Here is a 24860-nt window from a genome sequence, read left to right as displayed (position 1 = left end):
CGTGCGGAACCGGGGCGAGGGCACATCCTCATCGGCTCGCTCCGGTCGGTTCGTGCAGCGTGTCGTCGGCCACCTCGTGCGCGGGACCGCTCGCGTGCCCGTTCGTCGCCGGATCCCCGTTCGCGGCACCGTTGCCGTTGCGTTCCGGCACCAGCCCCTCGGTCGACCCGCCGTCCCAGTTCAGCAGATTGATCCGCGACGACTTCTGCTCCGGCGCAGCGTGATTGGCGTCGACGAGCGCGAACTTCTCCGACGTCACATCGAAGGCCGTCATCCCCGGGCCGCCGTCGCCGTCCAGACTGCACCCCGTCGCCAGCGAATCCAGTTCGTGTGCCCGGGATGTCGCGCCCGACGGAATCACGTACCGATGCTCGTATTTGGCGATGGCCAGCAGCCGGTACATCGCCTCGATCTCCTCCGGTTCCAGGCCCACCGCGCCGGGAATCGTCAGATCGGGTTCCTGGCCGAGATTGATCGAGCGCATGAACGACCGCATCCCGGCCAGCCGCTGCAACGCCGCGCGTACGGGCCCGATATCCCCGGCGGTGAACAGTTCGGCCAGATATTCCACCGGGATGCGCAGTGAATCGATGGCGCCGAACAGATTTCCGGCATCCTCACCGTCGTGTCCGGTCTCGGCCAGCACATCCACCACCGGCGACAGCGGCGGCACGTACCAGACCATCGGCATGGTCCGGTATTCCGGATGCAGCGGCAACGCGATCTTGTAGTCGACGATCAGCTTGTAGACCGGCGAATCCTGCGCCGCGGCAATCCATTCCGGCGAGATCCCGGCGCGTTCGGCCTCGGTGATCACCCGCGGATCGTGTGGATTGAGGAATACGCCCAGCTGCGACGGATACAACTGCTCCGGATCGGTGACCGAGGCCGCCTCCAGTACCGCGTCGGCGTCGTAGAGCATCACGCCGATGTAGCGCAGGCGCCCCACACACGTCTCCGAGCAGACGGTCGGGATACCGACCTCCACGCGCGGATAGCAGAACGTGCATTTCTCGGCCTTGCCGGTCTTGTGGTTGAAATAGATCTTCTTGTACGGGCAGCCGGTGATGCACTGCCGCCAGCCGCGGCATTTGTCCTGGTCGACCAGCACGATGCCGTCCTCGGCGCGCTTGTAGATCGCCCCCGAGGGGCAGGAGGCGCCGCAGGACGGGTTGAGGCAGTGTTCGCAGATGCGCGGCAGATAGAACATGAAGGTCTGCTCGAACTCGAGTTTGACCTGGTCCGACAGCCGCGCCAGCAACGGGTCCCGGCCGACCTGATCCGGCCCGGAGCCGAGGTCGTCGTCCCAGTTCGCGCCCCAGGTGACCTTCGTATCCTCGCCGGTGATCAGCGATTTGGGCCGTGCCACCGGGGTGGTGTCCATGGCCGGTGCGGAGAGCAGATTGTCGTAGTCGTAGCTCCACGGGTCGTAGTAGTCCGACACCGTCGGCAGATCCGGATTGGCGAAGATGTTGAGCAGGCGCTTCATTCGCGACCCGGACTTCAGCGTGAGGCGGCCGCGGCGGTCCAGCGTCCAGCCGCCCTTCCACTTCTCCTGGTCCTGGTACTGCCGCGGATATCCCTGTCCCGGCCGGGTTTCCACATTGTTGAACCAGACGTACTCGGTGCCGCCCCGGTTGGTCCAGGCCTGTTTGCAGGTGACGCTGCAGGTGTGACAGCCGATGCACTTGTCCAGGTTCATCACCATGGCCAGCTGTGCCATGACACGCATATCAGTACTCCACTTCCTGTGAGCGTGTTCGGACACAGCGTGGTGACCTCGTCATCGTCATGTCAGTACTCCACTTCCTGTGAGCGTCTCCGGATCGTGGTGACCTCGTCACGCTGATTTCCGGTGGGCCCGTGGTAGTTCAGGGCGAACGACTGCTGGGCGTATCCGCCGATCAGATGCGTGGGCTTGATCATGATCCGGGTGAGCGCGTTGTGGATGCCGCCGCGTTTGCCTCGGCCCGCCCGCATGTCCGGGGTGCCCTCGATCCGCGGTACGTCGACCGCGCGGTCCTGGGCGTGATACATGAAGACGGTGCCCTCGGGCATGCGGTGGCTGACGATCGCCCGGGCGACGACCACACCGTTGCGGTTGACGGCCTCGATCCAATCATTGTCGGCCACACCGATTTTCGCCGCGTCGCGATCCGACATCCAGATCGCCTGCCCGCCCCGCGAGAGGGTGAGCATATGCAGGTTGTCCTGATACGCGGAGTGGATGGACCACTTCGAATGCGGAGTGAGGTAGCGGACGGTGACGCCCCGCTCACCGACCGCCCCCACATCGGGTTCCCGGAACAGCACCGACATGTCGAGCGGCGGCCGGAAGATCGGAAGTTGTTCGCCCAGTTCGATCATCCAGTCGTGATCGAGGTAGAAGTGCTGGCGTCCGGTGAGCGTGTGCCAGGGCTTGAGTCGTTCGGTGTTGATGGTGAACGGCGAGTACCGCCGGCCGCCGGTTTCGGACCCGGACCATTCCGGTGATGTGATGACCGGCACCGGCCGCGCCTGCGTATCGGCGAAGGTGATCCGCTTGCCCTCGTGCTCGGCCGCCAGGTCCGCCAGCCGGGTGCCGGTGCGGCGCTCCAGCGCGTGGAAGCCCTCCACCGCCAACCGCCCGTTGGTGGTGCCGGACAGCGCCAGGATTGCCTCCGCGGCGTGCACATCCTTGGCCAGCGACGGGCGGCCCTGCGCGGCGCCGGAGACCACGGCGCCGTTGACCCCGCGCAGATAGTCGACCTCGGCGTCGGGGACGGTCGTGACGCCCTTGGTGGTGACCCCGAGCGTTTCGATCAGCGGGCCCAGCGCCGCCATCTTCTCGGCCAGCTTCGGGTAGTCCCGTTCCACCACGACGAGCTTCGGCATGGTGCGGCCCGGAACGGGTTCGCATTCACCGGCTTTCCAGTCCAGCACCCGCCCACGCGCCTGCGCCAGCGCGTCGGCCGAATCATGTTGCAGCGGAACGGCGACCAGATCCTTGCGGACGCCGAGATGTTTCTCGGCCAGCCAGGAGAAGCCGCGCGCGATGCGGTGGAAGGCCTCGAAATCGGTTTTCGCCTCCCACGGCGGGGAGATGGCGGGGGAGAAGGCGTGTACGAACGGATGCATATCCGTCGAGGACAGATCGTGTTTCTCGTACCAGGTGGCCGCGGGCAGGACGATATCGGAGAACAGCGTCGTCGACGTCATCCGGAAATCCAGCGACACCAGCAGATCCAGTTTGCCGGTCGGCGCCTGTTCCGGCCGGCGTACCTCCTGCGGTGGCACCCCGGCCGAATCGTCGGCCTGCAGATTGGAATCCGCGCCGAGCAGATGCCGATGGAAGTATTCGTTGCCCTTCCCCGAGGAGCCGAGCAGATTGGCCCGCCACACGGTGAGCACACGCGGGAAGTTCCGTGGTGCGTCGGGATCCTCGCAGGCGAACTCGAGATCACCGGATTTCAGGTTGCCGACCACATAGTCCTGCGGCGTCTGCCCGGCCGCCTCGGCGGCATCGACCAGATCCAGCGGATTGCGGTCGAACGTCGGATATGTCGGCATCCAACCGAGCCGCGAGGCCAGCGCGATATTGTCGGCGGCCGTGCGCCCCGCGAAAGCACCGGAACCCAGGGGGGAGGCGAAGGTTTCGGAGGTGAAGGGGTCGTAGCGCCACTGGTCGTTGGTCAGATACCAGAACACCGTGCCCTGCATCTGCCGCGGGGACCGCTGCCAGTCCAGGCCGAATGCCAGCGTGGACCAGCCGGTGACCGGGCGGCACTTCTCCTGGCCCACGTAGTGCGCCCAGCCGCCGCCGTTGACGCCCTGGCAGCCGGTGAGCAGCGTCAGGGTGAAGAAGGCGCGATAGATCTGATCGGAGTGGAACCAGTGATTGGTCCCGGCGCCCATGAGGATCATCGACCGGCCGCCGGAGCGATCGGCGTTGTCGGCGAATTCGCGGGCGATGCGAATGGCTTGTGCCGCGGGCACTCCCGTGATCGACTCCTGCCACGCGGGAGTGTAGGGCGCACTCGGGTCGTCGTAACCGCTGGGCCAGTCGCCCGGCAGATCCGGGCGCCCGACGCCGTATTGCGCGAGCAGCAGGTCGAAGACGGTCGTCACGCGGCGTCCGGCGAGGACGGTGGTCGGCACCGAGCGGGTGACCGTGCCGGTCTCGCCGTCGAAGCGGGGGAACTGTACGGCCGCAGCATCGTCGGTGCGGCCGTACAGAGTCATCAGCGGATCGACGTCGCCGAGGTCCAGATTCCATCGCCCCGCGCCGGATTCGGAGAACCGGTCGCCGAGGGTTCCGTTGGGCACCACGGGATTTCCGTCGCCGTCCAGGAGGACGGTCTTGTGCTCGGCGTTGTCCACATCGAAACCGGAAAGGCCCGCGGCGGCGAGATCGGCGGCGGTGAGGAACTTTCCGGGCAGCCAGGTGTGGCCGCGATATTCGCCCTCGCCGTGCCGGCCGCCGTCGCGCTCGTCCAGCGTGATCAGGAACGGCAGATCGGTGTAACGCTTGATGTAGTCGTCGAAGCGCGCGGTGGACCTGTCGACGAAGAATTCGCGCAGCACCACGTGGCCCATCGCCATCGCCAGGGCGGCGTCGGTACCCGGGCGGGCGGGCACCCATTCGTCGGCGAATTTGGTGTTGTCGGCGTAGTCGGGGGAGACCACCACCACCTTCTGACCGCGATAGCGGGCCTCGGTCATGTAGTGCGCGTCCGGGGTGCGGGTGACCGGGACGTTCGACCCCCACATGATCAGATAGCCGGCGTCGAACCAGTCCGCGGATTCGGGAACGTCGGTCTGGTCGCCGAACACCTGTGGCGAGGCGACCGGCAGGTCGGCGTACCAGTCGTAGAACGACAGCATCGAACCGCCGAGCAGGGAGATGAACCGGGCGCCGACCGCATGCGACACCATCGACATCGCGGGGATCGGTGAGAAACCCGCGATGCGGTCCGGCCCGTACTGTTTGATGGTGTAAACGTGTGCCGCGGCGGCGATTTCGGCGGCCTCCCACCATTCCGCCCGCACGAATCCGCCCTTACCGCGCGCGGATTTGTAGGTCGTCGCCTGCTCGGGGTCCTCGACGATGGATTCCCAGGCGAGCACCGGATCCTTCAACCGGGCCTTCGCCTCGCGGTACATCTCGAGCAAGACTCCGCGCACATACGGATAACGCACGCGCGCCGGGGAATACGTGTACCAGGAGAACGAGGCGCCGCGCGGGCAGCCGCGCGGCTCGTACTCCGGTTTGTCGGCGCCGACCGAGGGATAGTCGGTCTGCTGGGACTCCCAGGTGATCACGCCGTCGGAGACGTAGATCTTCCAGGAGCAGGAGCCGGTGCAGTTGACGCCGTGCGTGGACCGGACCACCTTGTCGTGGGCCCAGCGGTCGCGGTAGAACTCGTCGGCCTCGCGCCCGCCGACCTTGTGCACGGTGCGAAGATCACCCGACACCTCCCCGCGCTGGAAGTAACGGCCCACCTTCAGCAAAGCGTCGGCCGCCGACTCGGGTACGCCGTTCGACACCGCGGGTACGCCGTTCGACTCTGATGAGGGGGCCGAACCCTTTTTGTGCGATATGACCACAACGCCCCCATCGAGACACATGAACCGGGCTGACCAGTCCGAGAGTAAGGACGCTCGCGGGGGCGGCAAAACGATCCGCTCACACCGCGCGCGCGGCACCGGTGAGCTGTGAGGTGGGGGAAACGTCCCGGTCACTGGGCAATTGCCGATTGGCCGGGGTGATTCCGGTGCGACCTGCGACGATACTGATTCTCACGGTGCCGAGCCGCTGGCGCAGAGCCGCCGTCCACGCGCTCGGTGATGCTTTGGAAACCGGCGCTTCGCGGGCGTTTTACATTTGTTAACACATTCGCGCGGCGTCGAATCGAGTCGAAAGGATAGCGGCGCGCGGCTGAAAGTGACGGCGATTACCGATTTTCGGCGCTGTTTGCCGAACGGTCGCACCACCTGCCCGGCACGTGGCCTACGGTGTCACGATGGCGATGATTCCGACCGATGACCTGCCCACCCCGACGGCGAACGTCCTGCGGCGCCGGGCGCGCGCAGCCGGTCTGTCCATGAACGCCCATATTCGCGGCGAACTGATCGGGCTCGCTGGTCGGCGTGTTCCGCTGGACGCTGTCGTGGAATTTCTGGATGCCGAGCGTCCCGGCCGTCACGAATCCGGCATCGACGCCGACGCCATGGCCGTGATCCGTGACTACGACCTTCCGGCGCAGACCTGGAGCGTTCTCGCGCGTCGCGCGGGCGCCGCCGGAATGCCGCTGAGCGCCTACATCCGGCAGGAGCTGATCACCTCGGCCCGCCGGACGACGGTGCACGACGTGGCGTTGGAGATGCTCGAGGTCCAGCAGGCGAATCCCGGTCTGGTCATCGATATGGACGCGGTGGCAGCCGCGGCTCGATACGTGCGCGCGGAGTAGTTCTCCTCCGCGAGGAGCGCTGCCCACACTATTCGGCCACGAGTTCTGCTTCCGACTCCACCGCCCGCACCACCGGCTCCGGTACCCGCAGCGGCCCCGGGGTGTAGGTGACGGCACGCAGTGACCCGGTGTAGCGGAACGGGCCGCGGCGCTGTCGCAGATCCCAGGCGACGGGGCCGCGGGCGTCCACGCCGACCGAGATACCGGTCCAGGGGGCCATACCGACGAGCTGGACCCGGTCGGTGAGGGTGGCGACGGAGGTGCCGTCGAGGGAGAGGGTGAAGTCCCAGCGCAGGCGCGGCCGTACCGTCGCGGCCAGGGTGACCTCGCGGGCGCCGGGGGCGATGCGGGCCGACACCTCGGTATACCGGCCGAACGAGTTGAAACCGAACACGATTCGGCCGTTCTCGATGTAGAGCAGATAACCGCCCTGCGGATCGCCGTGGGCGACGAGTACCCCCTCGTCACCGTCCTGATAACCCGCGAGTTCGGCGGTGACGGTGAAATCGCGGTAGGCGATGAGGCGTTGCGAGCGATACCGCTCGAGCGTCGGCGTCCCGGGCAGGATCCGCACCGGCTCGGACAGCCGGGCTTCCTCGGGGCGCCGGCGCGCCAGATCCCGGCGGGTCAGCAGCGGGAAGACGGTATTGCGCCAGGCCGCCTCGTCCCAGGCCGCGGCCAGTTCACGCACCTTTCCGGGAAATTCGGTTGCGACATCGTGTAATTCGGTCGGGTCGGTCCGCACGTCGAACAGCTGCCAGTGCGGCGCGTCCACATCGCCGCCCGGCTCGTGCAATGCGAGCAGTTTCCAGCCGTCCCGGTAGAAGCCGCGATGGCCGGTCATTTCCGAATACTGCTCGACATGCCGGGAGCGAGCATCGAGGTCCCGCAGCACCTGTGCCGCCGACACGCCGTCGAAATCCTTGGCCGGTAATCCGTTTCGCACCGACGGCCGCGAGACTCCGGACAGTTCCAGCAGGGTCGGCGCCAAGTCGGTGACATATACGTATTCGTCACGAATCACGTTGTCCGGCAGACCCTTCGGCCAGGAGATGATGAACGGCACCCGCACCCCACCGGCGAAGGTCTGTCCCTTGTAGAACCGGAACGGCGTGTTCGACGCCTGCCCCCAGCCTCGCGGATAGTGCACGCCGAGACGGGCGGTGCCGATCAGGTCCTCGTCGTGCGGGACATCGCCGACCCAGTCCGGATCGTCGACGTGCGCGAATTCGGCCAGATAGCTGCGGGTGCCGACCGGGCCGCCCTCGGCGGTGCCGCCGTTGTCGGAGGTGAACACCACGGTCGTGTTGTCCAGTTCGCCGAATTGCTCGACGGTGTCGAGGACACGCCCGAGGCTCTGGTCGATGCTGTCGACCATCGCGGCGTACACCTCCATGTACCGGGCAAAGCGGCGCTGCTGCTCGGCGCTCAGCGAATCCCATTCCCGCGCTTCGTAACCCGGTTCGGTGTTGCGTGGTTGCTGCTCGGTTCCCGGCGCGAAGAGTCCCTGCGCCAGCTGGGAGGCGAAACGACTCTGCCGCACCGCGTCCCAGCCCTGCGCGTACCGCCCGCGATATTTCGCGAGGTCGACGTCCTTGGCCTGCAGCGGGCCGTGCATGGCGACATGGGCGAAATAGAGGAAGAACGGCTTGTCCGCGTCGTGGGCGCGCAGATCCTTCAGGTAGGTGATCGCCTTGTCGGTCAGGTCGTCGGTGACGTAGTAGTCCTGCGGATACTCCTCGATATCCACGACGGAGGAGTCGGAGACGATCTGGTTCGGGTAGAAGAACGAGTTGAAACCCTCCAGCGAACCGTAGTATCGATCGAAGCCGCGCTGTGTCGGCCACGAATCACGGTGTGCCGCAGGGTTCATCGTGGCGTCGCGCACAAGATGCCATTTGCCGACCGCGTAGGTGGCGTAACCGCCGGCCCGCAATATCTCCGGCAGGGTCAGCACATCGTCGGCCAGTTCCAGGCGCAGACCCGGATAACCGGGATCGGCGTTGGCGACGAAGCCGAATCCGGCGCGATGGGAATTGAGGCCGGTCAGCAGAGCCGCGCGCGAGGGCGAGCACAGCGGGGTGGTGTGGTAATTGGTGAGCCGGACCCCGCGTTCGGCCAGCCGGTCCAAGGTCGGCGTCTCGATTTCGGAGCCGAACGGGCCGATATCGCTGTAGCCCATATCGTCGACCAGCACCACGATGATGTTCGGCGCTCCCGCGGGCGCGCTCGGCGGATGGTCCCACGCCGGGGTGGATTCGGCGGTGGTACGGCCGATCTCGCCGGTGAAGGCGTCGTATCCGCGGGCATACTCGGGCACTGGCATACGACCAGGGAACCCGCCGCGGCGTGCTGCCACCAGGGTTCGGCGCACTGTGCGCGCAACCGGTATCAGCCGGGCACGGAAGTCGCCGGAATTCGAGGTCGTCCGGTCGTCGCGACGTCAGCCCGGCAGAGGCAGATATTCGACCGGCGCACCGTCGACGGCGTCGGCGGGGACGACGACCAGAGCGTCGCGATCGAGCAGCCCGGCCAGATGTGCGGTGCGGATATGGCCGTCGGCGATCCAGCCGCCCTCCTCGGCCGCCCGCGCGGGCAGGATGCGCGGCACCGGACCGGAGACGTCGCCGGCGTTCAGGAGGGGGCCGGTCCGCACCCGCGCCGGTATGCGGCCGGTGAGACCGGAGACGATGGCCGGGGCCAGCGCCCACAGCGTCGCGACCGCCGCGTAGGGATTACCCGGTAGTCCGAGAACGACAGGGCCGCCGGGCAATTCGGCGACCACGGTGGAGCCGCCCGGCCGCATCCGCAAGCGGTGCACCAGAATTCGCGCCCCGGCCCGATCCAGTGCGCCGCGCAGTTGGTCGGCCGCGCCACCACCGGTCGCGCCGACCACGACCAGCAGGTGGTCGTCGGTCGTAGCGGAGAGCACATCGTCGAAGCCGTTCGGTGTGTCGCGCAGATGGACCCGGTCCGACGATTCGATTCCGTGCCAGGACAACAACTCCGGGAAGACAGGGCCGATCGAATCGCGGGTCTGGCCGCTGTGCAGCGGGCCTTCGCTGCGAATTTCGTCGCCGGTCATGACGATTCGTGCCCGCACCGGTCCGCGGACCTGCGCGGTGACCACCTCGGCGGCGGTCGCGACGGAGATCAGTGCCGCGTCGACGGGGGTGCCCTCGGCGGCGACGATATCGCCGCTGTGCCAATCCTCGCCGAGGTGGCGCACATCGTCGCGGATCGGCGCCTCGGGTAACCGCCGCAACAGTCCGTCGTGCAGCCGGACGAATTCGTCGCGTACCACGGTGTCGGTACCCTCCGGAACGTGGGCGCCGGTGGCGATGCGAACCGCTTCACCGGCGAGCAGGCCCACCGGTCGCTCACCACCCGCGAAGCCGACATCGTGGCGCAGGCGCCACGGTTGCTCGCCCGAGACCGCGTAACCGTCCATCGCCGACACGTCGAAGCGGGGCAGCGCCGAGGCCGCGCGCAGCGGGGCCGCCAACGCCGCACCCCGCACCGCCGCCGGCCGGACCTCGTGCACCGGCAGCCGGGTGATGCCGGTGCGCAACAGGTCGCGTGCCCGCGCCAGGGGCAACGCCGGGGCGGCGGCCTGGGCCGCGCGCACTTGTTCCGGGGTGTCGCAATCGGTGATACCGGGCAGCGTCACCATCAGGGTGTCGACCGGGACCAGCGCCTTCATCGGCTGATTGGTCACCGAATCCAGCTGCCGCAGGGCCGACAACAGCGCCGTCCGCCGCCACACCCCGACCAGATATTGCGGACGGCCGGACTCGTCGGTCGCGAACACCGCGTCGGCATCGGAAGTCGTCGCGCGCCCGATCAATTCGCCGATCACCGCGGCGGTGAGAAAGGGTAGGTCGGCAGCCAGGACCACGACCAGATCGGCCGGGAAGTCACATTCCTCGAGGGCACGGACCGCGCAGGCCACGGCCGCGACCGGCCCGGCTCCGGCCGGTACCTCCTGCACCTGCCGGATCTCGGGCGCCAGTTCGGGCCGATGCGGGCCGACCACCACCGTGCGCACACAGTCGGCGACCGCGTCCAGCGCCACGGTGAGCATCGCCCGCCCGCCGACCGCGATCGCGGGTTTGTCCACCCCGCCCATCCGGGTGGCCCGCCCACCGGCCAGCACGATCGCGTCGACAGTGGTCACAGCGGCTCACCCGGGAGGTTGATCATGGACCGATGGTAAACCGCCCACATCGGACGGCGAACGGCACGCGGACGGGCGCAGGCTCGTCGTCGGCTCGCGGCCGCGTCAATCGCAGGGCGCACGCAACAACCGGAAGCGGTTCGTCTCCGGATCGGTCAGCATCGCCTGAGCCGGTGGACGCACCGCGGCGCCCTGGCAGGGGACGGCACCCGCAGCGGTGAGCCGGGCGACCTCGTCCGCGGGATCGCCGGTGGAGTAGGTGACGACATCGAGGTGGACGCGATCGCATTCGCGGGCCGCGACCTGGGTGCGCAGGAATTCCAGCCACGGACCCTGACCGGTGGCCGAGCGGATGCCGGACATCCGCGATTCGTCGTGGGTCAGCGGCCACCCCGCGGCGGTCTCCCAGAACCGGGCCAGCCGGGTGGGATGCGGAGTGTCGACGACGATCGCGGCGACCGCGCCGGTATCCACATATTCCTCGCGCGGCTCGAGGACGCAGAATTCGTTGCCCTCGGGATCGGCGAGCACCGTCCAGGGCACCGCGCCTTGGCCGATGTCGATCGGCCGCGCGCCCAGCGCCAGCGCCCGATCCACTTGCACGCGTTGATGATCCAGCGAACGACCGACCACATCGAGATGGATGCGGTTCTTCCCGGACTTGGGTCCGGCCGTCGGCACGAACATCAACGACACATCGGCGGCATCCGGATCGGAAGCAGCCACCTCGACCGCGTGCGGACGGTCCACGGTGATCTGCCAGTCGAGCAACTCCGCCCAGAACCGCGCCACGTTCCGTGGCCTTATCGCATCGAACACCACGCACGCCAGACGGGTGGTCATTCCTCCACGGTAACCGCCGAACGGGAGTAATGGGCGAATTCGGATACCGACGGGCCGATGCCGAGGTCGACAGCCGGATCCGGCGATGCCGTCAGTGTCGGATTGCCGCGATGCCGTCAGTGGTCGAATCGGTGGCGGGCGGCGGCCAGGTCCACGCGGTCGCCGCGGATCGGACAGCCCTCCTCGGCCAGCCGGCGCAATTGGCGCTGCACCAGATGGCTCGCCGGGGTGCCATCGGCGCGCAGCACGCGATGCCAGGGCAGATCGGCGGAGTCGGTGCGCATGATCCAGCCGACGGTTCGCGGCGTCGACAGTCCGGCGGCCGCCGCGATTTCGCCGTAGGTGGCGACCCGGCCGGGCGGAATGGCCGCGACCAGTTCCCGCACCCGCTCGATCTCGGCGTCCGTGGTGGGCATCAGAGCACCGACCGGACGACGGCCGCGGTCTCGGCGGGACGCGCCTGGGCGACCATGTGATCGCAGTCGAATTCGTGCAGCGTGAAATCCGGCAGCGTGGCGAACGCCTCGACGGTCGCAGGGGTGACGAACGGGGATTTACCGGCGCGGACCAGCACGGTCGGAATGTGCGGCGGCGGCAGCACCAGCTCGCGCGCCAGCTGACTCCAGTAGGACGTGACGGCGGGCACGCTCATCCGCCACGTCACCCGGCCCTCGGGCGTTTCGACCAGGTGTTCGGCGAGTTCGGCATCGAGCAGTTCGGGGTCCACGTCGGCCCAGGCCGTCTCGAGTTTGTCGTGGCGCGCCTCGGCGATGTCGGCGTAATCCGGCCGCGCCAGACCCGCCTCGGCGATGTCGTGGAGCAGCACCGGATCGAGGCCGATCGCGGGATCCAGCAGCACCAGTGCGCGGACCAGGTCGGGGCGGTGGCGGGACAGATGGACGGCGACCGCCGCTCCGAACGAATGCGCCACGACGACCGCCGGTTCGGTGAGCAGCGGAACCAGATCGTCGACGATCTGCTCGAAGGTCCACGGCGGCAGGGAACTCGCCCGCCCGTGGCCGCGCAGGTCGGGAGCGAGGACGCGTACCTCGGGCAACTGCCCTTCGGCCAGCGCGCTCCACCGCCGCCCGTGTCCGGTCAGGCCGTGCAGGGCGAGGACGAGTGGGCCGTCGGCGGGGCCGAATCGATGAATAGGGGCGTCGGGCACCCGATCATTGTGCCGTCGGCGCGGCGGTGGTGCGACCGGTGCGTTCCGTTCGCGAGAATCGGGCACGGGGATTGCCGGGTGCTGGCCGCGCCGGTGAACCGCCGGGGAACGACTGCGGCGGTGGGATTTTCGGCCCGATATTCGCAGCGGCCTCGACGCGCCGCGGTGCGGCACGGCGTACACGCCGTCTACCAGGCATTATCGGTCGCGGGCGGAGATCGGCGTGAAGTCGTGAATAGCGCCCGGACGGGCGTGGCGCCGATCACAACACGGACACATCGGATGCGCGGGGTGCGTTTGCTGTCACGGAATTCGATCCTGTCGGGGGTGTCTGTTGAAATAGCGCGTGTGATGCGATCGGATAGCTCGGTGCGACTGGTGCGCCGCAGTGAGACCGCACCCCGGCCACGCGAGTGGGGTGCCGATGTCCGAACGCTGTTCGCGGGTGGGTCGGGCGCGGACCCGGGCTGGCGACCCTGGCAGGTGCTGGGCGGTCCCGGCACCGGGAAAACCGCGCTGCTCACCGATCTCGCCGCCGATCGCATCGTCGCGGGCGCCGATCCGGACTCGGTGCTGGTACTCACCCATTCCAAACAGGCCGCGCTGCGGGTCCGCAACGCTCTCACCCGGCAGTTGACCGCGCTCGCACCCGAACTCGGCGGGGTGCCGGGCGCCGGGCGCGAGCCGATGGTGCGCACGGTGCACTCCTACGCCTTCGCGATCCTGCGCACGCACGCGGCCGCGCGCGGCAATCCGCCGCCGCGGCTGCTGACCGGCGCCGAGCAGGACGTGGTCCTGCGCGAGATGTTGCGCGGCGAACTCGCCGACATGTCGTCCGGCGCCGAGGTGCTGTGGCCACCGCGCCTGCACGCGGCACTCGGCACCAATGGTTTCGCCGAGCAACTGCGCGACCTGATGTTGCGCGCCACCGAGCGCGATCTGGGACCCGAGGATCTGATCGAACTGGGGCGCCTGCACGAACGCGAGGAATGGGAGGCGGCCGGATCGTTCGCGCAGCGCTACGAGCAGTCGATGCTGTTGCGCTGGTCGGTCGGCGTCCAAGCCCCCGAGGCCAGCGCCCCCGCCCTGGACGCCGCCGAACTGGTCGGCGCCGCACTGGACGTGCTGATCGAGGACGAGGAACTTCTCGTCGCCGAGCGCGAACGCATCCGCACCCTCCTGGTCGACGACGCCCAGCATGTGGATCCGCTTGCCGCACAACTGATTCGCGCGATCGGGTCCGGGCCGGCGACCACCGTCGTGGCCGGCGATCCGGATCAGGCGGTCTTCAGTTTCCGTGGTGCGGACACCCGTTTCGTCACCGAACCCGATGCCCCACCCGAACGCCGGATCGTCCTGCACGACGATCATCGCTGCGCGCCGGCGGTGCACGACGCGGTGGCCCGGATCGCCGCCCGCATGCCGGGCCGGACCGCGCACCGCTTCGACGTGCGGACCGGCGGACCCCATCTGCTCGGCGATCCCGCCGTCGACGGGCAGGTGCTGGTGCGGGTTCTCACCACCCCCGCCAAGGAGGCGGCGCTGATCGCCGACCACCTGCGGCGGGCGCATCTCACCGCGGATGTGCCGTGGTCGCGGATGGCGGTCGTCGTGCGCTCGGTGCCGCTGTCGCTGGGGCCGCTGCGCCGCGCGCTCACCGCCGCGGGAGTGCCGGTGCTGCAACCGAAACCGGACACCCCGCTGGCCCGGCGGCGCGGCGCCGCGTGGATGCTGCAGTCGCTGCGCGCCCTGCTGGTGGTCGAACGCGGGCGCTCGGAGATGTTCACCGAGGACGATGCGCTCGATCTGTTACTGGGCCCGCTCGGCGGCGCGGATCAGATCAGCCTGCGCCGCCTGCGCCGCGGCGTTCGCCGCGCGCTGATCGAGCGCGGGTATCCGCGGACCGAGCCGAGCACGGGTGGCCACGGCGACGCGGAGCTCGGCGCCGGTGAGCCGGGAGCCGAATCTCCTACGCGGACAGGCGAACCCGAGCCGGGTCTGCCCGGCAATGGCGATTCCGCGCCACCGGCGCCTGGCTCATCGACAGTCGAGGAATCGCCGGCGGCCCTCGCCCCCTACTCCGAACTCGACCGGTCCTCGGCGGTCGTGCTGCGCGACCTCATCACCGGAGTGGGCGATCGCACCCTGCTCGATCGGCTCACCGAGGTCGAGGTGGCGCCGCTGGTGCGGGTGCTGCGGGCAGTCGACCGGGCGCGGCGGGCGCTGCGGCGCGGGGCCGGGATCGAGGATGCGTTGTGGGCGTTGTGGACCGCGTCGCGGCTGGAGAAGCGCTGGGTGGCGCAGTCCGAGCGCGGCGGCGCCGGTGCCGTGCAGGCCGATCGCGACCTGGATGCCGCCGTCGGTCTCTTCGATGCCGCTGCCGCCTACGTCGACCGGCTGCCCGGCGCATCCGTCGAAGGTTTCGTCGAATATCTGGAACAGCAGGAGATCAACCAGGATTCGGCTCCGCTGACCGAACCGGGTGACGCGGTGGCGATCGTGAGCGCGCACGCCGCGGCCGGCCGGGAATGGGATGTGGTGGCCGTCGCCGGAGTGCAGGAGGGGATCTGGCCCAACCTGCGTCCGCGCGGGACCTTGCTCGGCATCGAGGAACTGGTCGACCTCATCGGGGGCGTGGCCGATCCGGGCGAGCAGGTCAGCCGGGCCGCGCCGATCCTCGCCGAGGAGCGCCGGTTGCTGTTGCTGGCGTGCAGCCGGGCCCGCCACAGCCTGCTGGTGACCGCGGTCGAATCCGTTACCGGAGAGCGCGATCTGGTGCCGTCCCGATTCCTGGCCGAACTCGATCCGGAGGCGGAACCGGGGGAGCCGGGACGTATTCCGCCGCCGGTCGATCCGGGGCGCGCGCTGGTCGCGCAGGCGCTGATCGCCGAATTGCGCGGCGTGGTCTGCGACGACGGCGCCGACCCCGCCCGCCGGGACCGGGCCGCCGCTCAATTGGCCCGTCTGGCCGCGGCCGGTGTGCGCGGCGCCCATCCGGACGAGTGGTACGGCATCGCGGATCCGAGTTCGGAACTGGCGCTGTGGGACGACGGTGACGGGCCGGTCGCGTTGTCCCCGTCGACGGTCGAGCTGTTGCAGACCTGTCCGCTGCGCTGGGCGCTGGAACGACACGGCGGCAGCGACGGGGACAATCCGCATGCCGTCAAGGGCAATCTCGTGCACACCCTGGTCCAGGCGCTGGCCGGGCGAGTGACCGAGGAACAGGTGAAGGCGGCGCTGGTCAAGGCATGGAAGGCCGTGGACCCGAGTTCCGGGGAGGACGGCCCGCACAGTTGGCACTCCCGGCTGGAACTACGCCGCACCGAAGCCATGGTCGACACCTTCCTCGCCTGGTTGCGCAACACCCGGGCCGAGCTGGCCGAGGTCGGTGTCGAGGTGCCGGTGGACTGTGTGCTGCCGGCCCGCGACCCGGACGAGGTGCCGGTGCGCATCCGCGGCCGCGTCGACCGGGTGGAGCGTGACGCGCTGGGCCGCTTCGTCATCGTCGACGTCAAGACCGGCAAGACCCCGATCTCCAAACAGGCCGCTCAGGATCACGCACAGCTGGCGACCTACCAGGTGGCCGCCGGGGCGGGCGGATTCGCCGCGGAGGTGGACGGCGACCGCGTCGAACCGGGCGGCGCCCGGCTCGTCTACGTGGCCAAACCCAGCCGCGACGGGGCCACCGAGCGGTTGCAGACCGCACTCGATTCCGACGGTATCGCCCAGTGGCGCAAGGCGATTCACGATGCGGCGGCCGCCACCCGCGGGCCCGGCTTCCTGGCCATGCGCAACGACGGCTGCCGGCACTGCCAGGTCGCCGGCAGTTGCCCCGTGCAGGACACGGGCCGCCAGGTGACGGATCGATGACGATCACGCCGGAGCAGCTGGCGCAGGCACTGGGCCTGCCGCCACCCACCGACGAACAGTCCGCCGTCATCGCCGCACCGCTCGGCCCGACCCTCGTGGTGGCCGGTGCGGGCGCGGGCAAGACCGAGACGATGGCCGCGCGGGTGGTCTGGATGGTCGCCAATCGGCTGGTGGCGCCGGACGCGGTGCTGGGGCTGACGTTCACCCGAAAAGCCGCGCAGCAGTTGACAACTCGCATTCGCACGCGCCTGGCGCGGCTGGCCGGATCGCCGCTGCTGCGCGAGATCGACAGCACCGGGCGCCTGCGCGCGACCCTGGTCGGATCCGAGCCGGAGATCAGCACCTACCACTCCTACGCCGGGCGGCTGCTGGCCGAACACGGTCTGCTGCTGCCCGTGGAGCCCTCGGCCACACTGCTCACCGAAACCCAGCTGTGGCAGCTCGCCCATCGCGTGGTCACCGGCTGGGACGGTGATCTCGATACCGAGCGCACCCCGGTATCGGTCACCGAGGCGGTGCTCGCGCTGTCCGGTCAGCTCGCCGAACATCTGGTGGAACCCGAGCAGTTGGCGGTGGCGCATCGGGAGCTGGAACGGCTGGTGGAGACGCTGCCTCCCGGTCCGCGCCAGCGCGGCGGTCCGAATCAGGAGCTGCGCGGGATCGTCAAAGCCCAACAGGATCGGGTGGCGCTGCTGCCGCTGGTCGCGCGGCTCGGCGAGGAGTTACGGCGCCGGGGCGCATTGGATTTCGGCTCGCAGATGTCGCTGGCCGCGCGGCTGGCCGCCACGCACGCCGAGGTCGGTGCGGCGGAATGCGAGCGGTTTCGCCTGGTGCTGCTGGACGAATATCAGGACACCGGTCACGCCCAGCGCATTCTGCTCGCCGCATTGTTCGGTGACCGCGGCGCGGTCGGTCTCGGCGCCGAGGCGCCGCAGACGGACGTCGCCACCCGCCCGGCGGTGACCGCGGTCGGCGATCCGATGCAGTCCATCTACGGCTGGCGCGGTGCGTCGGCGGCCAACCTGCCCCGCTTCACCACCGATTTCCCGGCCGCCCCGAATGTCGCCGCGCCGGTGTTGCCGCTGCTGACGAGCTGGCGCAATCCGCCGGAGGCGCTGGAGCTGGCGAATCTGGTCGCCGAACCACTGCGCGGCGCCGAGGGCGGGGTCACGGTCGACGCGCTGCGCCCCCGGCCTCAGGCGACGGCCGGCACCGTCGCGCTGGCTCTCACCGACACCGTTGCCGACGAACGGAAGTGGGTTGCCGAGCGGATCGCCGCGGAATGGGAGCAGTGTGCCGACGCCGGACGGCCACCCCCGACCTCCGCGGTCCTGGTGCGCCGCAACGCCGACGCCGCGCCGCTGGCCGAGGCGTTACGCGCGCGGGGGCTGCCGGTGGAGATCGTCGGCCTGGGCGGTCTGCTCGCCACCCCGGAAGTGGCCGATATCGTCGCCACCCTGCGTTTGATCGCCGATCCGGCGGCCGGCAGTGCCGCGATGCGCATCCTCACCGGCGCGCGCTGGCGGTTGGGCGTGAGCGATCTGAAGGCGTTGTCGGCGCGGGCGCGGGAGCTGTCGATCGTCGGGACGCCGGGCCGCGCGGAACCGATCACCGACGCCGCCGGGCTGTCGGATGCGCTGCGGGCCGTGGCGCCCGAACCCGCCGAACAAGCCGGCATCGCGGATGCGATCGCCGATCCCGGTTCGGCGCAACGATATTCGGAGCTCGGATACGCGCGCATCGTCGCATTGGGGCGGGAGCTGGCGGCCCTGCGTGAACGCAGCGGGCAGTCGCTGCCGGAACTGGTCGCCGATGTGGAACGCACGATCGGGGTCGGTGTGGAAACCCAGACCCGTCGCGCGGCCGCCGGCGCCGGTGCGGGGCGCGAACATCTGGACGCCTTCGCCGACGTGGTCGCGGGATATGCCGGTGACCACCGTGCCACCCTGCCCGGTCTGCTGAGCTTCCTCGCCGCCGCCGAAGAGGTCGAGAACGGTCTGGAGCCGGGCGAAGTCGAGGTGGCGCACGACCGCGTCCAGGTGCTCACCGTGCACGCGGCCAAAGGGCTGGAATGGGAGGTTGTGGCCGTCCCGCACGTATCGCGGAGCCTGTTTCCCTCCGGGAACGCCGCCGCGACCTGGCTCGGCGCACTCGCCGAACTCCCCACCTCGCTGCGGGGCGACCGGCAACGTGACAACGACGGTGACGCAACGGATACCGCGCCCGCGCGCGACGGGGTACCGGTCCTCGACCTCACCGAACTGTACGACCGCACGGATCTGGAACGGGCGATCAAACACCACAAGGAGGCGCTGGCCCGCCGCCGCCTCGACGAGGAACGCCGCCTGTTCTACGTCGCGCTCACCAGAACCGAACGCGCACTGTTCGTTTCGGCGCACCACTGGGCCGAGACCGGTTCCACGCCGAAGGGGCCCTCGGATTTCCTACTCGAACTGAAACGGTGGACCGAACATCCGGAGTCTCCCGGACACGGCACCGTGCGTGTCGACCTGTGGGCCGACCCACCACCCCCCGACGCACCCAATCCCTTCACCGACAATCCCGCCGTGGCCGACTGGCCCCGCGATCCGCTCGGCGTGCGGCGGCGTGCGGTCGAAGCGGGCGCGGACCTGGTCCGCACCGCGCTCGCGCACCTTCCGCCCGAACCTCGTGAGCACCGCACCCAGCCGACGAGCGGCCGAACCGCTCCCGCCCGGGCCGAGATCCCCCCGGTTCCGTCCCGCCGTGCCCACGACGCCACGAGCGAACTCGAATCTGCGCGCCAGCTGGATCTGTTCGCCGACCTGACGGACGACCCGGCGACCTCCGGCACGGACGGCACGGTCTCCGGCAACGGATCGGCCGAAGGCGCGGCGCCCGACCACGATCCGGATCCCGAAGGCTGGGCCGACGATGTGGACGCCCTGCTCACTGAGCATTTCGCGACGGTCGAGGGCATCCACGAAGTGGAGTTGCCCGCGCAGCTGCCCGCCACCGCGCTGGTGGATATGCGGGCCGATCCGGCCAAGCTCGCGGCGCGGCTGCGGCGGCCGCTACCGTATCCGCCGAGCCCGCTGGCCCGGCGCGGCACCGCATTTCACGCCTGGTTGCAGCGCTGGTTCGGTGCGGTCGGGTTGCTCGATTTCGACGAACTGCCCGGCGCCGCCGACAGCGGTGCGGGCGACGCCGACCTGATCCGGTTGCAGGAGGCGTTCCTGGCCTCGCCCTGGGCCGACCGCAACCCCATCGATGTCGAAGTGGGATTCGAGACCAGCATCGGCGCCACCCTCATTCGCGGCCGCATGGACGCGGTGTTCAGCGAACCCGGCGGCCGCTGGCTGGTCGTGGACTGGAAGACCGGCTCGGAACCGTCACGCGCGGAAGAACGCTCGGTCGCGATGCAGCTGGCCGTCTACCGGGTCGCCTGGGCCCGCATGATGGCCGCGCAGACCGGGGAAGCCGAAGAGCTCGTGCTCGACAAGGTCGGCGCCGCATTCCACTACGTCCGCAGCGGCCGGACGGTCGCGCCCGCCGAACTGCCGGGGCCGGCCGAACTGGCCGATCTCATCGCCGAGGTCGCGCCCGCCTGGGCGCCGCCCGCCGACCCGCGGGCAGGGGCCGGCCCGGAACTCGCCGGCGACCTTCCGCCCGACGAGGAGTACGGCGACGAGCCGCCGCCCGACCCGGTGTCCGACGCCGATTTCGACCCGGACTACCCGCCCGAGTGAAAGTCGTTGCCGCTCAGGCCGCTTCGCGGCTGATGCGCAGGGCCTGGGTGATCATCGGCACCTGGAACGGCAACCGCAGCACCGACACCCACTTGATCGCCTTGGCCGCCTTCGGATTTCGCACCGAATCGGCGGCGAACTGGATGTTGGCCGGGAAGACCGCGAGGAACAACAGAACCGCGAGCCGGCCGCCGAGCCGCCGGGTGCGCGGAGCCGCCAGGGCGGCCGCCACACCGATTTCGGCCACACCCGAGGCGTAGGTGTAGGTCCGGGCCCGACCCGGGAGAGCGGGCGGCACGATCGAATCGAAGGGCTTGGGCGCCACGAAATGCAGGGTCCCCATGCCGAACAGCGCGGTACTCATCAGCACCGCTCGCCGCTGTGAGGCCCGACCGGCGTCACTCATGCTGTGTCCTTTCCTCGCCCCCGGCTGCCGCGCTCTCTCCGTCGCGAGCGGGGCCGTTCCGTGGTGACGCTACGCTGCCGCCTGCGCTCCTGCCCACTCACGCTGTGTTGTTTCGGCGTGAGTGGGGTCGCTTCGTGGTGACGCTGCGCTGCCGCCTGCGCTCCTGCCCACTCACGCTGTGTTGTTTCGGCGTGAGTGGGGTCGCTCCGTGGTGACGCTGCGCTGCCGCCTCCGCTCCTGCCCACTCACGCCGGGCAGTTCCCACTCGCGTGCCCAGTCCGTGGAGTCGGCATCCGGCCGGTACGCTGCGGATCTGTGGCACAGGTGAGCAACGACATATCCGGGGGATGCCGTGTTCGGTGACAGCTCACGAGGTCTGGGCCGTTTGACGGAACGCCCCGATTACGCCCTGGTCGGCATTCTGCGCATTCCGGAGATCCGGACCAGTCCCTGGGTCTCGCTGACCCGCCGGGTCGCGTTCGCGGTGCTGCTGCTGGTGGCGGCGACATTGGTGGTCTATTTCGGCCGCGCGGGATATCACGACAACCGCGGCGAGGAGCTGACCCTGCTCGACGCCGCCTACTACTCGACGGTCTCGCTGTCGACCACCGGCTACGGCGACATCACCCCGATCACGGAGCAGGCGCGGCTGATCAACACGATCGTCATCACCCCGCTGCGCGTGCTGTTCCTGATCGTCTTGGTCGGTACCACCCTGCAGGTGCTCACCGAGCGGTCACGACAGGCGTTCAAAATTCAGCGATGGAGGCAGAGGGTGCGTAATCACACCGTGGTCGTCGGATACGGCACGAAGGGCCGGACCGCGGTCGACGCGATGCTCGGCGACGGGGTGCAACCGGCCGAGATCGTGGTGGTCGACACCGACGCGACCGTGCTGGAGGCCGCGGCCAACGCCGGGCTGGTGACGGTGCACGGCTCGGCGACGCAATCGGATGTGCTGCGGCTGGCTGGAGCTCAGCACGCGGCCTCGCTGGTCATCGCCGCGAACCGTGACGACACCGCGGTGCTGGTCACGCTCACCGCGCGCGAACTCAACGCCAAGGCCAAGATCGTCGCCTCGATCCGCGAGGCCGAGAACACCCATCTGTTGCGGCAGTCCGGTGCCGATTCGGTCGTGGTCTCCTCGGAGACGGCGGGCCGGCTGCTCGGTATCGCGACCACCACCCCCAGCGTCGTCGACATGATCGAGGACCTGCTCACCCCCGAGGCCGGTTTCGCCATCGCCGAGCGGGACGTGGAATCCGACGAGGTCGGCGGCTCGCCGCGGCATCTGCGCGATATCGTGCTCGGCGTGGTCCGGGAGGGCACGCTGATCCGGGTCGACGAGCCGGAGGTGGATGCCCTGGAAACCGGCGACAAACTGCTCTACATCCGTCGCGTGCACAAATAGCACGGACGGCGGTACCCGGCGGGGTCGCGCAGCTGCCTCTTCCAGGCCCGCGCGGCCACCGCGATACGCTCGAAGCGTGTCGGTATTCGAACTGAATGGTCTTCCCCTGCTGTCGCGTTCCGCTCTCGATCGTGCCGAGATATTGCGCTCGGACGAGCAGGCACTGAAGCAAGGCTGGGCCGAGGCCAAACTGGTGCGGATGAACCGGCGAGGTCAGGTTCGGATCGACGGTGATCAGCTCGTGCTGGAAGCGGCGCTGGACTATGCGTCCGAGCCGATGCCCGAGGCGGTCCTGCTGGGTGTGGTCGACGGCGCGCACATGTGGGCCGTTCGGGACAACGAGCTCGAGGGTCAGCTGATGGACTTGCGGGTGGTGGGCACCACGCTGCACCTCGACGATGTCATCCTCGGCGTCCTGTCCACCGCGTTGGCGCTGCTGAACTGGCACGACCGCGCCCGGTTCAGCGCCGTCGATGGCAGCCCGACCACGGTGTCGAATGCCGGCTGGTCGCGCGTCAACGCTTCCGGGCACGAGGAATTCCCGCGCATCGACCCGGCCATCATCTGCCTGGTGCACGACGGCGGCGACCGGGTCCTGCTGGGCCGTCAGCAGAACTGGCCGGAGAAGATGTTCTCGCTGCTGGCCGGATTCGTGGAGGCGGGGGAGTCGCTGGAACGCTGCGTCGAGCGCGAGGTCCGCGAGGAGGTCGGTGTCGCGGTGCGCGATATCCGCTATCTCGGCAGTCAGCCGTGGCCGCTGCCCCGTTCGCTCATGCTGGGGTTCGCCGCGGTCGCCGATCCCGCCGCGCCGCTGGTCTTCTCCGACGGCGAGATCGCCGAGGCCCACTGGTTCACCCGCGACGAGGTGCGCACGGCGCTGGCCGCGGGTGCGTGGGGTTCGGTCACCGGCGACACCGGAAATGCCGAGCAGCAGCGGCTACTGCTGCCGGGCTCCATTTCCATCGCCCGCACCATCGTCGAATCCTGGGCTGCCGCAGGCTGATTCGCCCGCGACTCGCCGCCGGTCAGCCGATCGCGGCGAGCGCGGTCTTCACCTGGGCGAGGCTCGGGTTGGTGGCAGTGGATCCGTCGGAGTACTTGACGGTCGGCACCACATGGTTGCCGCCGTTCACGCTGCCGACGAATTCGGCCGCTTCGGGGTCCTGTTCGATGTCGACGACGGTGTAGGTGATTCCCGCCTCGTCGAGTTGCTTCTTGAGGCGGCGGCAATATCCGCACCAGGTCGTCGAGTACATGGTCAGGTCAGTAGCAGTCACGCCTGATTGAACATCGAATGGGTTTTCCGTGTTCCCACGGCTGGTTGTGACCTCTGCCGGAGGGACTTGCCAAGCAAATAGTAAGCGCGCATACTAAATGCATGAGACAGATCGCCGCAGCTCACGCCGTATCCACCGCCGCGCCCGCCGACTTCTTCGCGGTCTGGGCCGATATGGTCGCCTGGCCGGAATGGAATGCCGACACCGAATGGGTGCGGCTGGACGGCCCCTTCGTCGAGGGCGCCACGGGGACCTTGAAGCCGAAAGGGGGACCGAAGGTCGCGTTCGTGGTCGAGAAGCTGACCGATGAGGAGTTCGTCGACGTCTCGCGGCTGTTCGGCGCTCGGCTGACCTTCGCCCATCGCGTGGTGCGGACGGCCGCGGGCACCGAGGTGGCGGTGACCATCTCGATGACCGGTCCGCTGCGCCGGCTGTGGTCGGCGCTGATGGGCCGCGGACTGGCCGACTCCGTCCATCGCGACCTCGCGGCGCTGGTCGAGACCGCCGAGGCGCGCCGCGCCGTTCCGGGCACCCGCTGAATCGTTCGCCCGTTGAATCGTTTCAGGAGGACATCATGAACACGTACTGGCTGGCCGTCGTCTCCCGCGATCACGTGCGTCGCGGGGTGGAGCTCGGCATCGCGCAGGCCAATCACGGCAAGCGTGCCGCGGTCGAACGGATGCGACCGGGTGACGGACTCGTCTACTACTCGCCCAGAACCGGTATGCGCGAGGGGGAACCGGTCAAGTCGTTCACCGCGATCGGCACGGTCGACGACCGGCCCGCGTGGCAGGCGGAGGATCCGGGCGGCTGCTTCCGGCCGTGGCGGCGCGCGGTGACCTTTCGCCCGGACGCGCACGATGTCGCGATCGATGCCGTGCGCGGTGATCTCGATCTCACCAGCGTTCCCAACTGGGGCATCGTGCTGCGGCGCGGTGTGGTGGAACTGAGCGCGCACGATTTCGCGGTCATCTCGCAGGCCATGCTGGGAGAGGACGCGGGTGGGTGGTCGAGGGCGGACCGGTGAGCGACGAAACCCACGCGCTGCGAACGGAATTCGGTAGTGCCGATGAGAGTCCGGGCCTGTTGTTGTGGCAGGTGACCAACCGGTGGCAGGCGGCGGTGCGCGCGGCGCTGGCCCCGTTCGATCTCACCCACGTGCAGTTCGTGCTCCTGGCCGCGCTGACGTGGTTCGGTGGATCGAATGCCGACACCCCGATCACGCAGCGCGATCTGGCCGCCCATGCCGCCACCGACCCGATGATGACCTCCCAGGTACTACGCGCTCTCGAACAGAAGGGCCTGATCCAACGGCGCGATCATCCGCACGACCGGCGCGCGAAATCCTTGGTCCCCACGAAAGCCGGTGTGGCACTGGTGAATCGCGCGATCGTCGCGGTGGAGGACTGCGACCGGGCCTTCTTCGGGCCGTTGCGGGGCCGGACCGCCGACTTCGCCGCAGCGCTGCGGACGCTGCGCGACGCGCGGAGTTGAGCGACGCTCGCGCCGGCCGAGGGCAACGCGCTGTGCA

The 24860-nt window shown here is 69.2% G+C and carries 17 protein-coding genes; 8 read left to right on the top strand and 9 right to left on the bottom strand.

Annotated features, from left to right (window positions below):
• Window positions 1-28 precede the first annotated feature (28 nt).
• Complete coding sequence (gene narH / locus IRT45_RS10945) at window positions 29-1732, bottom strand: nitrate reductase subunit beta (protein ID WP_194805749.1); 1704 nt, start codon at window positions 1730-1732, stop codon at window positions 29-31.
• A gap of 62 nt (window positions 1733-1794) precedes the next feature.
• The gene (locus tag IRT45_RS10940; RefSeq protein ID WP_194805748.1) at window positions 1795-5607 is read right to left on the bottom strand and encodes a nitrate reductase subunit alpha; all 3813 of its coding nucleotides are present in this window, start codon (window positions 5605-5607) and stop codon (window positions 1795-1797) included.
• Window positions 5608-6002: 395 nt separating this feature from the next.
• Here IRT45_RS10940 and IRT45_RS10935 point away from each other — a divergent pair, with 395 nt between their 5' ends.
• The gene (locus IRT45_RS10935) at window positions 6003-6449 is read left to right on the top strand and encodes a hypothetical protein (RefSeq protein ID WP_194805747.1); all 447 of its coding nucleotides are present in this window, start codon (window positions 6003-6005) and stop codon (window positions 6447-6449) included.
• A gap of 28 nt (window positions 6450-6477) precedes the next feature.
• Here the strand turns inward: IRT45_RS10935 and IRT45_RS10930 are convergent, their stop codons facing one another.
• The 5 genes from IRT45_RS10930 to IRT45_RS10910 form a co-directional block, all read right to left on the bottom strand.
• Complete coding sequence (locus IRT45_RS10930) at window positions 6478-8775, bottom strand: arylsulfatase (protein ID WP_194805746.1); 2298 nt, start codon at window positions 8773-8775, stop codon at window positions 6478-6480.
• A gap of 117 nt (window positions 8776-8892) precedes the next feature.
• The gene (locus tag IRT45_RS10925) at window positions 8893-10626 is read right to left on the bottom strand and encodes an NTP transferase domain-containing protein (protein WP_194805745.1); all 1734 of its coding nucleotides are present in this window, start codon (window positions 10624-10626) and stop codon (window positions 8893-8895) included.
• A gap of 105 nt (window positions 10627-10731) precedes the next feature.
• Window positions 10732-11469 carry a VOC family protein gene (locus tag IRT45_RS10920; protein ID WP_194805744.1) on the bottom strand — a complete coding sequence of 246 codons (738 nt, stop codon included), beginning with the start codon at window positions 11467-11469 and terminating at the stop codon, window positions 10732-10734.
• 116 nt (window positions 11470-11585) lie between these two features.
• Window positions 11586-11885: an MGMT family protein gene (locus IRT45_RS10915; RefSeq protein ID WP_194805743.1), complete on the bottom strand. Its 300-nt coding sequence runs from the start codon at window positions 11883-11885 to the stop codon at window positions 11586-11588.
• Window positions 11885-12637, bottom strand: coding sequence for an alpha/beta fold hydrolase (locus IRT45_RS10910; RefSeq protein WP_194805742.1), 753 nt, complete (start codon window positions 12635-12637; stop codon window positions 11885-11887). Before IRT45_RS10910 ends, IRT45_RS10915 begins: the two co-directional genes overlap by 1 nt.
• Window positions 12638-12988: 351 nt before the next feature.
• Here IRT45_RS10910 and IRT45_RS10905 point away from each other — a divergent pair, with 351 nt between their 5' ends.
• Both IRT45_RS10905 and IRT45_RS10900 read left to right on the top strand, forming a co-directional pair.
• A complete protein-coding gene (locus tag IRT45_RS10905) occupies window positions 12989-16507 on the top strand; it encodes an ATP-dependent DNA helicase (protein ID WP_194805809.1) in 3519 nt (1172 codons plus the stop codon).
• Window positions 16504-20235 carry an ATP-dependent helicase gene (locus tag IRT45_RS10900; RefSeq protein ID WP_194805741.1) on the top strand — a complete coding sequence of 1244 codons (3732 nt, stop codon included), beginning with the start codon at window positions 16504-16506 and terminating at the stop codon, window positions 20233-20235. Before IRT45_RS10905 ends, IRT45_RS10900 begins: the two co-directional genes overlap by 4 nt.
• Before the next feature lie 13 nt (window positions 20236-20248).
• Here the strand turns inward: IRT45_RS10900 and IRT45_RS10895 are convergent, their stop codons facing one another.
• A complete protein-coding gene (locus IRT45_RS10895; protein WP_194805740.1) occupies window positions 20249-20641 on the bottom strand; it encodes a hypothetical protein in 393 nt (130 codons plus the stop codon).
• Window positions 20642-20993: 352 nt separating this feature from the next.
• Here IRT45_RS10895 and IRT45_RS10890 point away from each other — a divergent pair, with 352 nt between their 5' ends.
• Together IRT45_RS10890 and nudC are read left to right on the top strand one after the other, a co-directional pair.
• Window positions 20994-22052 carry a TrkA family potassium uptake protein gene (locus IRT45_RS10890; protein WP_039780170.1) on the top strand — a complete coding sequence of 353 codons (1059 nt, stop codon included), beginning with the start codon at window positions 20994-20996 and terminating at the stop codon, window positions 22050-22052.
• Window positions 22053-22128: 76 nt separating this feature from the next.
• On the top strand, window positions 22129-23055 hold the full coding sequence (gene nudC, locus IRT45_RS10885) for an NAD(+) diphosphatase (protein ID WP_194805739.1): 927 nt from the start codon (window positions 22129-22131) through the stop codon (window positions 23053-23055).
• Between the two features lie 22 nt (window positions 23056-23077).
• On the opposite strand, the gene IRT45_RS10880 is transcribed toward nudC, so the two are convergent.
• Window positions 23078-23329 (bottom strand): mycoredoxin, encoded by a 252-nt coding sequence (locus IRT45_RS10880; RefSeq protein ID WP_269750196.1) that lies wholly within the window; start codon window positions 23327-23329, stop codon window positions 23078-23080.
• A 101-nt stretch (window positions 23330-23430) separates the two neighbouring features.
• On the opposite strand from IRT45_RS10880, the gene IRT45_RS10875 reads away from it, so the two are divergent.
• Genes IRT45_RS10875 through IRT45_RS10865 form a run of 3 tightly spaced genes read left to right on the top strand, consistent with a single transcriptional unit; the run spans window position 23431 to window position 24823 of the window.
• Entirely contained in the window at window positions 23431-23868 is a 438-nt protein-coding gene (locus IRT45_RS10875; RefSeq protein ID WP_194805738.1) for a hypothetical protein, read from the top strand.
• 35 nt (window positions 23869-23903) lie between these two features.
• A complete protein-coding gene (locus tag IRT45_RS10870; protein ID WP_194805737.1) occupies window positions 23904-24356 on the top strand; it encodes an EVE domain-containing protein in 453 nt (150 codons plus the stop codon).
• Window positions 24353-24823, top strand: coding sequence for a MarR family transcriptional regulator (locus IRT45_RS10865; protein ID WP_309240892.1), 471 nt, complete (start codon window positions 24353-24355; stop codon window positions 24821-24823). The genes IRT45_RS10870 and IRT45_RS10865 overlap by 4 nt, the downstream gene beginning before the upstream one ends.
• Window positions 24824-24860: the final 37 nt, after the last annotated feature.

Source organism: Nocardia sp. BSTN01 (genome assembly GCF_015354405.1).
Lineage (GTDB): Bacteria > Actinomycetota > Actinomycetes > Mycobacteriales > Mycobacteriaceae > Nocardia.
The sequence above is the reverse complement of the archived record's forward strand: the minus strand, read 5'-3'. Positions and strand labels throughout refer to the sequence as shown.

Excerpts from the sequence above, each read along its gene's own strand:
- narH (WP_194805749.1), bottom strand. The coding sequence starts at position 1,732 with ATGCGTGTCATGGCACAGCTGGCCATGGTGATGAACCTGGACAAGTGC.
- IRT45_RS10940 (WP_194805748.1), bottom strand. The coding sequence starts at position 5,607 with ATGTGTCTCGATGGGGGCGTTGTGGTCATATCGCACAAAAAGGGTTCG.
- IRT45_RS10935 (WP_194805747.1), top strand. The coding sequence starts at position 6,003 with ATGGCGATGATTCCGACCGATGACCTGCCCACCCCGACGGCGAACGTC.
- IRT45_RS10930 (WP_194805746.1), bottom strand. The coding sequence starts at position 8,775 with ATGCCAGTGCCCGAGTATGCCCGCGGATACGACGCCTTCACCGGCGAG.
- IRT45_RS10920 (WP_194805744.1), bottom strand. The coding sequence starts at position 11,469 with ATGACCACCCGTCTGGCGTGCGTGGTGTTCGATGCGATAAGGCCACGG.
- IRT45_RS10915 (WP_194805743.1), bottom strand. The coding sequence starts at position 11,885 with ATGCCCACCACGGACGCCGAGATCGAGCGGGTGCGGGAACTGGTCGCG.
- IRT45_RS10905 (WP_194805809.1), top strand. The coding sequence starts at position 12,989 with ATGCGATCGGATAGCTCGGTGCGACTGGTGCGCCGCAGTGAGACCGCA.
- IRT45_RS10900 (WP_194805741.1), top strand. The coding sequence starts at position 16,504 with ATGACGATCACGCCGGAGCAGCTGGCGCAGGCACTGGGCCTGCCGCCA.
- IRT45_RS10895 (WP_194805740.1), bottom strand. The coding sequence starts at position 20,641 with ATGAGTGACGCCGGTCGGGCCTCACAGCGGCGAGCGGTGCTGATGAGT.
- IRT45_RS10875 (WP_194805738.1), top strand. The coding sequence starts at position 23,431 with ATGAGACAGATCGCCGCAGCTCACGCCGTATCCACCGCCGCGCCCGCC.
- IRT45_RS10870 (WP_194805737.1), top strand. The coding sequence starts at position 23,904 with ATGAACACGTACTGGCTGGCCGTCGTCTCCCGCGATCACGTGCGTCGC.